Annotated in this window: 10 protein-coding genes and 1 riboswitch; of the genes, 6 read left to right on the forward strand and 4 right to left on the reverse strand. The window is 74.1% G+C overall.

The genetic code is table 11. From position 1 onward, the window contains the following. Positions 1 to 219: 219 nt before the first annotated feature. Positions 220 to 1,833 carry a N,N-dimethylformamidase beta subunit family domain-containing protein gene (locus ACFY3J_RS21440; RefSeq protein ID WP_384182050.1) on the forward strand — a complete coding sequence of 538 codons (1,614 nt, stop codon included), beginning with the start codon at positions 220 to 222 and terminating at the stop codon, positions 1,831 to 1,833. A gap of 33 nt (positions 1,834 to 1,866) precedes the next feature. Here the strand turns inward: ACFY3J_RS21440 and ACFY3J_RS21445 are convergent, their stop codons facing one another. Then, positions 1,867 to 2,235 (reverse strand): STAS domain-containing protein, encoded by a 369-nt coding sequence (locus ACFY3J_RS21445; protein WP_384182048.1) that lies wholly within the window; start codon positions 2,233 to 2,235, stop codon positions 1,867 to 1,869. 265 nt (positions 2,236 to 2,500) lie between these two features. Here ACFY3J_RS21445 and ACFY3J_RS21450 point away from each other — a divergent pair, with 265 nt between their 5' ends. Continuing rightward, on the forward strand, positions 2,501 to 3,724 hold the full coding sequence (locus tag ACFY3J_RS21450; protein ID WP_384182045.1) for a PP2C family protein-serine/threonine phosphatase: 1,224 nt from the start codon (positions 2,501 to 2,503) through the stop codon (positions 3,722 to 3,724). A 222-nt stretch (positions 3,725 to 3,946) separates the two neighbouring features. On the opposite strand, the gene ACFY3J_RS21455 is transcribed toward ACFY3J_RS21450, so the two are convergent. Together ACFY3J_RS21455 and ACFY3J_RS21460 are read right to left on the reverse strand one after the other, a co-directional pair. Beyond that, positions 3,947 to 4,156 carry a hypothetical protein gene (locus ACFY3J_RS21455; protein ID WP_384182042.1) on the reverse strand — a complete coding sequence of 70 codons (210 nt, stop codon included), beginning with the start codon at positions 4,154 to 4,156 and terminating at the stop codon, positions 3,947 to 3,949. Between the two features lie 654 nt (positions 4,157 to 4,810). Next, complete coding sequence (locus ACFY3J_RS21460) at positions 4,811 to 6,058, reverse strand: PP2C family protein-serine/threonine phosphatase (protein WP_390841493.1); 1,248 nt, start codon at positions 6,056 to 6,058, stop codon at positions 4,811 to 4,813. A 285-nt stretch (positions 6,059 to 6,343) separates the two neighbouring features. Here ACFY3J_RS21460 and ACFY3J_RS21465 point away from each other — a divergent pair, with 285 nt between their 5' ends. After that, entirely contained in the window at positions 6,344 to 7,156 is an 813-nt protein-coding gene (locus ACFY3J_RS21465) for an SAM-dependent methyltransferase (protein ID WP_384182036.1), read from the forward strand. Between the two features lie 58 nt (positions 7,157 to 7,214). Here the strand turns inward: ACFY3J_RS21465 and ACFY3J_RS21470 are convergent, their stop codons facing one another. Beyond that, entirely contained in the window at positions 7,215 to 9,068 is a 1,854-nt protein-coding gene (locus tag ACFY3J_RS21470; protein WP_390841494.1) for an NlpC/P60 family protein, read from the reverse strand. An 8-nt stretch (positions 9,069 to 9,076) separates the two neighbouring features. Beyond that, a riboswitch (cyclic di-AMP (ydaO/yuaA leader) is annotated at positions 9,077 to 9,251 on the reverse strand. A 226-nt stretch (positions 9,252 to 9,477) separates the two neighbouring features. Here ACFY3J_RS21470 and ACFY3J_RS21475 point away from each other — a divergent pair. From ACFY3J_RS21475 to ACFY3J_RS21485, 3 genes are all read left to right on the forward strand, one after another. Continuing rightward, complete coding sequence (locus tag ACFY3J_RS21475; RefSeq protein ID WP_384182030.1) at positions 9,478 to 10,224, forward strand: response regulator transcription factor; 747 nt, start codon at positions 9,478 to 9,480, stop codon at positions 10,222 to 10,224. Positions 10,225 to 10,226: 2 nt separating this feature from the next. Further along, positions 10,227 to 11,339 carry a sensor histidine kinase gene (locus tag ACFY3J_RS21480; protein ID WP_390841495.1) on the forward strand — a complete coding sequence of 371 codons (1,113 nt, stop codon included), beginning with the start codon at positions 10,227 to 10,229 and terminating at the stop codon, positions 11,337 to 11,339. 237 nt (positions 11,340 to 11,576) lie between these two features. Beyond that, a complete protein-coding gene (locus ACFY3J_RS21485; RefSeq protein ID WP_390841496.1) occupies positions 11,577 to 12,320 on the forward strand; it encodes an SOS response-associated peptidase in 744 nt (247 codons plus the stop codon). Positions 12,321 to 12,433: the final 113 nt, after the last annotated feature.

Consider the following 12,433-nt stretch of genomic DNA (forward strand, 5'->3'; position numbering starts at 1 on the left):
CCCGCGGTCATGCCCGTACGCGCGCCTGTGCCGCGGGCGCACTCGGCGGACCGTACCCGCACCCGTACCCCAGGTCCCTGCCGGCGGTCCAGGTCCGCCGCACCCGCGGTCCTCGCGCCCGGTGTGCGCGAGCCGTGCGGCCCCCCGCCGCAGCCGCTACCTTCGACGAAGGCGCGTCGGAATCCGCGGGGAGGGCCCGTTCACCCCCTGGGAGGCGATGTGAGCCCGCACCACGCACACGAGCACACGGGGGACGCGGAGGACACGGGAGACACGGGCGCGGAGCGCACGGAAAAGGGCTCCGGGCACAGCCCGGCCCGCAGGCAGTTCCTCGGCCTGTGCGCCGGGGCCGGACTGGGCGCGGCGGCCGTCGCCTGCGACCGCACGTCCGCGAACCGGCCGTCCCCCGCCACGGACAGCCGCCGCCCCGAGGCGGACCGGGACCGCCCGGGGACCCGGGACTGGCGGATCGGCTCCCTCGGCCCGCCGGACGCGGTGGCCGGCTACACCGACCGGATCAGCGTCACCCCGGGCCAGGAGTGCGGCCTGCACGTGTCGACCACGGCGTCCTCCTTCCGCGTCTCGGCCTTCCGCGTCGGCTGGTACGGCGGCAGCCACGCCCGGCTCGTGTGGCACTCGGCGCAGGTGCGCGGACGCGCGCGGCCGGCCGCCCGGACGCTGTCGGCCACCCGCACCGTCCGCGCCGACTGGCCGCGCACCCTGGCCTTCGGCACCGAGGACTGGCCAGAAGGCGCCTACCTGCTGCGCCTCGATGCCGACAACGGCCATCAGCGGTACGTCCCGCTCATCGTGCGTTCCACGCACGGCGCCGGCCGGACCGTACTGCTGCACGCCCCGGCGACCTGGCAGGCGTACAACCGCTGGGGCGGCTCCAGCCTGTACTCCGGCGCCTCCGGCGCGTACGCGACCCGCTCCCTGGCCGTCAGCTTCGACCGGCCCTACGACGCGAGCGGCGCCGAGAAGTTCCTGGTGTACGAATGGGCGGCCGTGGTCCTCGCCGAACGCCTCGGCATACCCCTCGCCTACACCACCGGCACCGATCTGCACCACGACCCCGGCGTGCTCCGCGGCGCCACCGCGCTCGTCTGCCTGGGCCACGACGAGTACTGGACGCCCGAGCAGCGCCGGCATGTCGCCGAGGCCCGCGACGCGGGCACCAACGTGGCCCTCCTCGGCGCCAACACCTGCTTCCGCCGGGTCCGCCTGGAAGGGGGCGGGGCGGGGGCCGGGCGCACCGTGGTCTGCTACAAGTCCTCCTACCGCGACGACCCCTGCTATCCGACCCGCCCGGCTCTGGTCACCACCGACTTCCGGCAGGCCCCGGGCGCCGACCCCGAGTCGTCCCTCACCGGCGTCCTGTACGAGGGCTATCCGGTGGACGCCCCCTACGTCGTGCACGCGGCGGACCACTGGCTGTACGAGGGAACGGGTGCCCGCCCCGGCGAGAGCTTCGACCACCTGGTCGGAGTGGAGTACGACCGGGTCACCCCGGGCTCGCCCGTGCCCGAACCGCTGGAGATCACCGCGCACTCGCCGCTGGTGTGCGCCGGCGCCCGCAGCCACAGCGACTCGGCGTACTACACGGTGCCGAGCGGGGCGGGTGTCTTCGCCACCGGCACCATGCGCTGGGTGGAGGCGCTGATGGCCGGCACCCCCGAGGGGGGCCGTGACCACGGCATGGACGCCCGCACCCGAGCCTTCGTCACCCGTACCACGGAGAACCTGCTGCGCGCCTTCGCCGAGGGTCCGGCGGCCCGGCACCGGCAGGCACCCCGCCCCAACACGCGCCAGGTGTACGGGATGCCGGGGTGACCGGGTCTTTCCGGGTCTTTCCGGCCCTGCGGGTCAGCGGGCCGCCAAGGCCGCCTCCAGGGTGGGGTAGCAGGGTATGAGCGTGTCCACGCCGACGAGTTGGAGCACGCGCAGGACCGCCTCCTGCGGTGCGGCCAGGCGCAGCCGGGTGCCGCCCGCCTGTGCGGCCTGGTGGGCGATGATGAGGGCGTTGATGCCGCTGGAGTCCATGAAGGTCACGTCACGGAGGTCGACCACCGTGCCGGGCGCGGTCTCGGGACAGGACAGCAGGGCGTCGCGGAGATGTGCGCTGCCGTCGAGGTCGACCTCTCCGGCGAGGGCCACGACACAGCTGCCGTCGTCGGCCGTGGTACGGGTGATCAGCAGCCGCTCGGGCACCGCCGGTCCCTCGGTCTCTGCCACACTGCCCTCACTTCTCGTGAACATCTGGCCATGGTCAGGGGGATGTTGGCCATGATGTCAGGGCTATGTGAAGCCCGAGGTGAGTAAACGTTCGTGAAGTCGGCGGGCATCGCCCCTCCCCGGTCTGGTGCACCACCCCTCACCTCGGTAAAGAATCCGCTCCGGCAGTCCTGGCACCGCGGGTCGCTACCCGCCGACAATCGCCCGCGATGCTGGGATGAATCCGGCAGAACGGGAGAAAGGGGTCGCGGTGGAAGGTGAGTTGGTGTCGGACCCCGGGAGTGCCGCGACGGATCGCTTCGCACTGGCCCGGCGGGCGGTCGCCGCGATCGGTACGACCCTCGACGATCGCAGGACGGCAGCCGAACTCGCCGCCTTCCTGGTCGACGAACTGTGCGACTCCGCGACCGTCGATCTCTACGGCTCGCAGGAGGGCCACCGTGAACCCGGCGAGTCCCTGCGTTCCGCCGCCGTGGCCGGGCGGCGCGACCTCCTCGACAGTCTGGAGAAGGCCCCGCGCGATCAGGTCTCCGTCCGTGCCCTGGACGCGGGCCACCCGATCACGGCCTCGTCCACCCACGGCGGCCCCGCCCTGGTGACCCTCTCGGTGCCGCTGCTGGCCTGGGACCGGGTCTACGGGGTCGTGCTCGTCCTGCGGGCCGGCCGGCCCTTCGACGACCACGAGACGGCGGCCGTCCACTACGCGGCACGGCTGGCCGCCGCGCACATGCGGCACGCGGAGGAGCAGCGCGAGGCCGGGCCGAGGGTGTGGGACCTGCGGAAGGTGCTGCCGGCCGACCCGGAGCGTACGCACCCCGATGTGGAACTGGCGGCCCGTCACGTGCCCTGCGGTACGGGCGGACGCGTGGGCGGCGACTGGTACGAGACGCTGCACCTGCATTCCGGCCGCGTCCTGCTGGTCGTCGGTGACGTGATGGGCCACGGCCTGGACGCGGCGGTCGACATGAACGCCTACCGCTCGACGCTGCGGTGCGTCGCCTCCACCGACCTCGCGCCGCACGGCATCCTGCGCCGGCTGGACGCCATGATGTCCGCGGAGAGCGGCCGCCGCCCGGCGACCTGTCTGCTGGCCCTGCTGGACCCGGCGGACGGAACGGCACTGCTCGCGAGCGCGGGGCACCTGCCGCCGGTCCTCTTCCACCACGACGGCACGGCCGGGCCCGTCCCGCTGCGGGTCGGCCCCCCGATCGGCACCGGCCCCGGCACCGGGCTCGCCGCCCACGAGGCCACGAGGCTGCCCCTCGCGCCGGACGACACCCTGGTCATGTTCACCTACGGGCTGATCGAGCGGCGCGGCGAGGACATCGACACCTCGCTCGCCCGGCTCTCGGGCCTGCGGACGGGGCCCGGTACCGAAGCCGGCGAACTCCTGGACGGCATCCTCGGCGAATTCCTGCGCGCCCCGGGCTCCGGCCAGTCGGACGACGACGGCGCGGTGCTCGCGGCCCGCCTGCGCCCTCGGCCGTGAGGGGCCGTGTGGGCTGCCCGGCGTCCGAATGATCCGTCGTGCACGCGGAGACATGATGACGTTGCTCCCCTGTCCGGCCGGCAGCTGTCGAGATCACGTCCGCGCTCCTGGCGGACCACCAGCCTTCCGTCTCCACTCCGAGCGGGACCTGAGCCGGGCCGATCAACCTGCCGTCGCAGTGAGCGCGGTCCCCCGGTGGTCGCGCTCACGGCGGCCGGCGGGTCAGGACAGCGCCAGCATGAGCGCGGCCGCCACGGTGAGGGCGGCCAGCGGCACCATGACCAGACGTGCGCGTTCCCACCAGGCCGGCCAGCCGTCGCTCCGGTGCCAGGGGCGATCGACGCGGAGCCCGGCGTCCGCAACGGTGAGGGCCCGGCCGGAGCCGAGCAGCGAGCGGCACCAGGGGCATTCGCCGTCCTCCCACGCTTCCATGCCGCGCTCAACGACACCTCCGGGGCCGGGCAACGCCCACGCCCACCATCGTGATGCCGCCGTCACCGAGCCGTGAGCAAGTGGTGCCCCGCGCGGTCCGGGCCGGGCCCCGGGGAACGGCCCGGCCCCTTCTCCGTCCGGACTCACAGGCCCGGGAGCCCACGCGGCACCGGCACCGCGGGGACCGCGGGCACGATCCGCGCCGCCCCTTCCGGCGGTGGCTCCTCGGAACCGACGCCCCAAGGCCGCAGCAACGGCGTGACGGGCTCCCGCCCCGCGGACGCCACGGCCGGTGGCGGCTGGCCGGCGTCCGCGCAGGACGCCCACTGCACTCCGGACGGCTCGGGCGCGTGCCGCCCGGTGGCCCGCGGTGCCGTCAGGTCCCCGGCGCGGGGCGGCGAGTGGACCGGTGACCGGCTCGAGGGCCCGCCGGTCGGTTCCGCGTAGGGCTGTTCCGCGGGGAAGTGTCCGGCCGAGCGCGGCACGGCCCGAGAAGTGCTCTCCATGTCGGAGCAAACGGCGCTTGCGCCGTCTGCGTACGCCTCGTGCAGCAACCCCTCACCACATCAGGTGAGGACACCGCTCGAACGGCCGCCTCCGCTCATGCGACAAGCAGCCCGGCGCGGCAGCCCGACGGGTCCTCCCCGGCCCCCGTCAGTTCTTCCCGGGGGTCAGCTCGGCCAGCAGCAGGGTCCGGTCGTCCGTGACGTCGTCGGCGCCGTCGTGACCGGAGTCGGCCAGCAGCCGCCGGCACAGCGAGTGCAGCGCGTCCGGGTGCGCGGCGTCCGGTACGTCGTCGGTCCCGGCGTCCAGGGCGCGGGCGAGGCGCGAGATGCCCTGGTCGATGTCGCGGGTGCGGGACTCGACCAGACCGTCGCTGTAGAGCAGCAGCAGGGTCGGCTCGGACAGGCGCAGCACGGTCGGCTCGTAGGGGCCCGTGGCCAGTCCCAGGGGGAGACCGGCGGAGGCCAGGGCGACCGGCGCCGCCGGGCGGCCGGGACCGCGGATCAGGGGCGGTGGATGGCCGGCGCCGACGAACGTGCAGGTGTGCTGTTCCGCGTCCCACTCCGCGTAGATGCAGGTGGCGAAGGAGGCGCCGGGCGTCGTGCCGGCGACGGCGTCCAGCTGGTCCATGAGTTCGGCCGGGCCGATGTCGAGCGCCGCGAGGGTGCGGACGGCGGTCCGCAGCTGGATCATGGCCACGGCGGACTCCGGCCCGTGTCCCATGGCGTCGCCCACGATCATGGCCAGTCGCCGGTCCCCTCGGGGCAGCACGTCGTACCAGTCGCCGCCGATGACGTTGTCCTGTCCGGCGGGCCTGTAGCCGTGCGCGACCCGGCAGCTTTCGAAGGCCTGCCCGGTCTCCGGGAGCAGGCTGCGGCGGATGGCCAGCGCCGTGCGGCGTTCGCGTTCGTAGCGGCGGGCGTTGTCGAGGGCGACGCAGGCCCGGGCGCCGAGCGACTCCACCGCCACCACCTCGCCGCGGGTGAAGGGGTCCTTGCCCGGACCGCGTGTGCAGGCGATGAAGCCGACCGCCGCGCCGCGCAGCCGCAGCGGGACGATCAGGAACGAGGCGCTGCGCAGCAGGGCGTCCACGCCGGCGTCGTCCGGGTCGGTGCTGCGCAGTCTCTCGAAGGTGTGCCGGTCGACGCCGTCGAGCAGCTGGGTCTGTCCGGTCGCCACGGCACGCGCGTACGGCGTGTGGCGGGGGAAGACCAGCACCTCCCCGACCGGCAGCAGGTGCTCCCAGTCCTCCGAGGTGTCCGACCCTATGCGCAGGGCGAGCCGGCGCGCCTCGATCTGCGGCGGGTCGACGGCCGTGCGCGAGTGCTCCTCCAGCAGCCAGCGCTGGAGCAGGTAGACCGAGGCCGCGTCGCAGAAACCCGGTGCGAGCGCGTGCACGACATGACGACCGGTCAGGTGCAGGTCGAGCGCGGAGCCGATGGCGTCGGCCGCGGGGGAGAAGTACGAAGGGCGGCGGAGCGGCCCTGTGGGGGGTGGACCTTCTGGCCGGCCGCGTTCTGTGTTCCGCAGGATCGTGTGCCTTCCGGGTGGGGCCGGTGGGCCGGAGGTCCGGTGGGGCGGGGACGGACAGGCCGGTCGGACCGGTCGGGCGGTACGGCAGCGTATGCCACCGGCAACTATATGATGCACAGTCAAGGTCGTTTAATAGTAGGGGAGTTGCTCATGCGGGACGGAGACGGACTGCCGCGGGGCGTGGATCCGGGCAAGGCCAGCGTGGCCCGGATGTACGACGCCATGCTGGGCGGCGAGCACAACTTCGCCATCGACCGGGAGGCGGTGGCCGCCTTCACGGCGATCGATCCCCAGGTCCGCACCCTGGCCCGCGCCAACCGCGCCTTCCTGGGCCGCGCCGTGCGGTTCCTGGTGGACGCCGGGATACGCCAGTTCATCGACCTCGGCTCCGGGATCCCCACCCAGGGCAATGTGCACGAGGTCGCCCAGGCCGCCAGCCCCGGCGCCAAGGTGGTGTACGTGGACAACGACCCGGTCGCGGTCGCGCACAGCGAGGCCCTGCTCGCCGACAACCCGGACGCGGCGATCGTGGCCGCCGACATCCGTGATCCCGCGGGGGTGCTCTCCGCGCCGCAGGTGCGCAAGCTCATCGACTTCGAGGAGCCCGTCGCCGTTCTGATGATCACGATCCTGCACTTCGTCACACCGCAGGAGGACCCGGGCGGCATCGTGGCCGCTTTCCGGGACGCACTGCCCGCGGGCAGCTGGCTGGCCCTGACCCACGCCACGGACGAGGACCGTCCGGACACGGCCGCGGCCGTCGGGCAGCTGTACCGCGACCGGGCCACCTCGCCGGTCACGGCACGCTCCCACGACGAGATCACGTCCCTCTTCGACGGCTTCGACCTGGCGGAGCCGGGGCTGGTCTACGTCCCGCTGTGGCGCCCGGACCGGGACGAGGAGATCCCGGAGGATCCGTCCCAGTTCTGGGTGTACGCCGGGGTGGGCCGCAAGAACGCGTGAAAGGCGGTGGGGAGGCTCCGGCTCCCCGGGCCTCCCCACCCGTGACGGCCGTGACGGCTCAGGCCGGACGTATCGCGCTGTGAATGGCCCGTGGGCCGGCGAAGAAGATCGACTCCTCGCGTATCGACGCGCCCGGACTCGGGGCGTGGACCATGGTGCCGTTGCCCGCGTACAGGCCCACGTGGCTGACCTCGCCGTAGAAGAAGATCAGGTCCCCCGGCTCCAGTTCGGCGAGCTGGATCGCCGCGCCGGAGCCGACTTGTTCGTGGGTGGTACGGGGCAGCGCCACCCCGGCGGCCCGCCAGGCGGCCTGGGTGAGACTCGAGCAGTCGTAGGAGCCCGGGCCGGTGGCCCCCCACACGCACGGCTTGCCGATCTGGGCGCGGGCGAAGGCCAGCGCCTTGGCGGCCTTCCGCTCGTAGGCCGAGAACGGGCTGTCGCCGACGCCGACGCCGACGCCTGGGCCGGTGGCGGGGTCGGGGCCGGTGGCGGCCCCCGGCTCGCCCGCCGCTCCCGGGCCGCCGGCCTGGCTGGCGTCGAAGAGCGAGTTGCCGTCCAGCGGCGGGGTCGTGTCGAACAGTCCGGTGGCGTGCTGCTGCCACTGCGCCGCCTCCGGCTGAGGCGCGGGCCGGGGCTCCTCGGCCGGGCGCGCCCCGACGGCGGCGGGCGGCGGCGCGCTCTGCTGCGCGGCGTGCCTGGACAGCATTTCGCCGGCCAGGGCGAGCTTGTTCCGCATCCGCTCCTTGGCGGGCCGCCGCACCGCGCCCTGCCGGTGGCGCGCGACCGAGACACCCGCCCCGCCGACCACCTCACGACCCGCCTCGGCCACGCCCGCAAACCCCGCGACGGGGCCCGCGGGCGGGGTCGCGGTGCCCGGACTTCCGGTGCTGAGCACCTCCATGGCCCCGGTGGCCGACGCCTCAAGGGTCCCGGCGGAGAGCGCCTCCATGGTGCCGGTGGGCGGCGGCTGCATGGTGCCGGTGGGTGGCGGTTGCATGATGCCGACGGGGAGTACTCCCATGGTGCCGGTGGGCGGCGGCTGCATGATGTCGGCGGGGAGGGTCCCCATGGTCCCCGTGGGCGGCGGCTGCATGGTGCTGTTGGGGAGGGCTTCCATGGTGCCGGTGGTCGGCGCCTGCATGTTGCCGGGGGGTGGCGGTTGCATGATGCCGGCGGGGAGTACTCCCATGGTGCCGGTGGTCGGCGCTTCCATGGTTCCCGTCGGGAGTATCCCTGTGGTCCCGTTCGGCAGCGAGTCGATTGCGCCGGTGGGTGGCGGTTGCATGATGCCGACGGGGAGTACTCCCATGGTGCCGGTGGGCGGCGGCTGCATGGTCCTGTTGGGGAGTACTTCCATGGTGCCTGTGGGCACCGGTCCCGCCGTTCCGGTGGCAGGCGGCACCATGGAGCGGGCGGTCAGTTCCGCCACGGGGGAGGCGGCCACGGTGGCGGTGGGTGCGGCGGGCAATTCCGGTGGGGGAGTGGTGTCCCGTACCGCCGCCGGCAGTTCGGGCACCGGGCCCGCCGGGCCCGCGGTCAGCTCCGGCCGAGGCGCCCTGCCCGCCTCGAGGCCCAGTCCCTCGCGGACCTCCGCCGGACGCCTACTCGGCGCGACGGAAGGGGAGTTGGCCGAGTTGGGCATACGGTCCGGCGGCAGGACCGCGGGCATGGTCGGACCCAACTGGGCACGCCCCACGTCGAACCACTTCCTGGCCACCCGATCGATCGCCGGATCGGATCCCCCGGAACCGCCCAAGGCAGCCGAACCGCGCCGCGTACGTGCGCTCTTGCTCATCGCGCGCGTGGCGTTGAAATTCCCCGTGGCGTTCTCCGCCTGGTCGTAGAGGCTGCTGATCCGCTGCTGGACCTCGGCGCGGCTGGGCCTGTCGTCGCTCGGTCGTTCCCGCGTCAAGGAAGACGCACTCCTCCCATGGGCCGCCTACCGGTTCTGCTCTCGGCATCGGGCGGACGTTCTGTGGAAGGCGTGCCCTACGGCCCTTGTCCGGAGGGACAGTTGAGCCGCTTCACCCCGAGGTTGGTCGGTTCCCCGGCTCCGGCTGCTGTGGGGGCGTACCGGACTCGGCGGAGGTCGCACGATCCGACGCGACTCGCCGGAGGCAATCGTGCGGCCTGGTCGTCAACTTAGCGAACATGTGTGCCTGGTGTGAAGAATGAAGCGTGGAATGTCCGATACGTATTCGTGACCTTCCCGTGAGGTGCCTCACGCTCGTCCGGCCCGGCTTCCTTACGGAATGCGGACGTCCGAGGGCGGGGAGCGCTCGGGGGCGGCGTGAGCGTGGGGGTGGTGCCACGCTGGAGGCATGCAGGAGTCTTACGAGTCCACGGGTGCCGGGTCCGGCGAGCGGCGGCCGACCGGGGCGGCGCGGGTACTGGTCGTCGAGGACGATGCCACGGTCGCCGAGATCGTCTCCGGCTACCTGGACCGCGCGGGCCATGTCGTCGACCGTGCCGCGGACGGGCCGACCGCGCTCGCCCGGGCCGCCGCGCACTGGCCGGACCTGGTCGTGCTCGACCTGATGCTGCCGGGCATGGACGGACTGGAGGTGTGCCGCCGGATGCGCGGGCGCGGCCCGGTGCCGGTCATCATGCTCACCGCCCGCGGCGACGAGGACGACCGCATCCTGGGTCTGGAGGTCGGCGCCGACGACTACGTCACCAAGCCGTTCAGCCCCCGCGAGCTCGTCCTGCGGGTGGAGTCGGTGCTGCGCCGCACCCGGCCCGCCACCGCGCCGCGGCCGCTCGCCGCGGCCGGACTCGCCGTGGACCCGGCCGGCCGCCGCGCCACCAGGGACGGCGCCGAACTCGCGCTCACCCTCCGCGAGTTCGACCTGCTCTCCTTCTTCCTGCGCCACCCCGGCCGGGTGTTCAGCCGCGAGGACCTGATGCGCGAGGTGTGGGGATGGGACTTCGGTGACCTCTCCACGGTCACCGTCCACGTCCGGCGGCTGCGCGGCAAGGTCGAGGCCGACCCGGCCCGTCCCCGCCTCATCCAGACCGTGTGGGGCGTGGGCTACCGGTTCGACCCCACCGGGCACGACGGGAGTTGACAGTGCGGGACAACCTGTTCATCGCCTTCTACGCCTTCCTCGGCGCCGCAGTGGCGGGTCTGGTCGGCGCGGGTGCGCTGCGGCTGATCCGGCGGCGTTCGCTGACGGCCTCGCTCGCCGTGGTCGCCGCCGTGGCGGTGGGCGCGATGCTGACGGGCACCCTGGCCGTGGCCCAGGCGATGTTCCTGTCCGCACACGACCTGTCCGTCGTCACCACCGTCGTGGCGATGGCGGCGGTGGTGTCCCTGGCCACCGCGCTGCTCCTGGGCCGCTGGGTCGTGGCCCGCAGCCGCGAGCTCGCCCGCGCGGCCCGCTCGCTCGGCGACCACGGCGACTTCGCCGCGCCCCACCGTCCGGCGACCGCCGAACTTGAGTCGCTGAGCCGCGAGTTGGCGGCCACCAGTGCCCGGCTCGCCGAGGCCCGGGAGCGTGAGCGTGCCCTGGAGTCCTCCCGCCGGGAGCTCGTCGCCTGGATCTCCCACGACCTGCGCACCCCACTCGCCGGACTGCGCGCCATGTCCGAGGCGCTGGAGGACGGGGTGGCCGCCGATCCGGACCGCTACCTCCGGCAGATCCGCACCGAGGTGGAGCGCCTCAACGACATGGTGGGCGACCTGTTCGAGCTGTCCCGCATACACGCCGGCTCCCTGGCCCTCACCCGCTCCCGGATCTCCGTGTACGACCTGGTCGGCGACGCGCTCGCCGGGGCGGACCCGCTGGCGAGGGAACTCGGCGTCCACCTCGTGGCCGACCACGTCGAGCCGGTGCCGGTCGAGGTGGACGGCAAGGAGATGAGTCGCGTGCTGGGCAACCTGCTGGTGAACGCGATCCGCCGCACCCCCGCCGACGGCACGGTCGCGGTCGCCGCCGCACGTTCCCCCGGCGGGGTCGTCCTCTCCGTCACGGACGGCTGCGGCGGCATCCCCGAGGAGGACCTTCCGCGCGTCTTCGACACCGGCTGGCGCGGCACCCACGCCCGCACACCCCCCGCGGGAGCGGGCCTGGGCCTGGCCATCGTCCGCGGCATCGTCGAGGCCCACCAGGGCCGGGCCGCCGTACGCAACATCCCTGGCGGCTGCCGCTTCGAGGTGACCCTGCCGGCACCGGAGGCGTGAGCCCCACCAGTCCCGCCCGTCCCGGCCAGTCCCGCCCGTCCCGGCCAGTCCCGCCCGTCCCGGCCAGTCCCGCCCGTCCCCACCAGGTCCCGCCAGACCCCGCCAGACCCCGTCAGTTCCCACCAGTCCCCGTCAGCCCCCACCAGTCAGCCCCCATCAGGCGGGAGAGCCCCCACCGCCTCCCCGCCCCGTGAGGCGCTCCCGACCGCGGCCGTGCCGCCGTGGCACCCTGGCCCCATGTGCGGTCGCTACGTCTCCGCCCGCGGTCCGGAGGACCTGGTCCGGCACTTCCGGGTCACCGAGTGGCGCCCGGCGGAGGTGCTGGCGCCGAGCTGGAACGTCGCCCCGACCGACGAGGTGTGGGCCGTTCTCGAACGCGCCCCGCGCGAGGACCGCACCGCGGCCGCCGTACGCAGGGAGCTGCGGCCGCTGCGCTGGGGGCTGGTCCCGTCCTGGGCGAAGGACGTGAAGGCCGGCGCCCGGATGATCAACGCCCGGGTGGAGACCGTGCACGAGAAGCCGGCCTTCCGCCGCGCCTTCGTGCGGCACCGCTGCCTGCTGCCCGCCGACGGCTTCTACGAATGGCAGCAGATCAAGTCCGCCGACACCGGCAGGACCCGCAAGCAGCCGTACTACATCAGCCCCGAGGACGGCGCGCTGATGGCGCTCGCCGGCCTGTACGCGTACTGGCGCGACCCGCACGTGGCGCGGGACGACGACCCCGCCGCCTGGCTGACCACGTGCACCATCATCACCACCGAGGCCACCGACGAGGCCGGCCGCGTCCACCCCCGGATGCCGCTGGCCCTCACCCCGGAGCATTACGACGCCTGGCTCGACCCCCGCCATCAGGACCCCGGCGAACTGCGGGCGCTGCTGAGCCCGCCCGCGGACGGCAGGCTCGGCGCCCGGCCCGTCTCCCCGGCCGTCAACAGCGTCCGCAACAACGGCCCCGAACTGCTGGAGCAGACACCGCCGTGACGGGTCGGGTCGCCCCGGCCCACCCGCACCGCGCCGTGCGCCGGACTGGCACCCGTTCCCCCTGATGCCCCCGATGACCGCCCACCCGGGCGAACTGCACCCCTGCCCCCGCC

It is taken from the genome of Streptomyces sp. NPDC001231 (genome assembly GCF_042896885.1).
GTDB lineage: Bacteria > Actinomycetota > Actinomycetes > Streptomycetales > Streptomycetaceae > Streptomyces.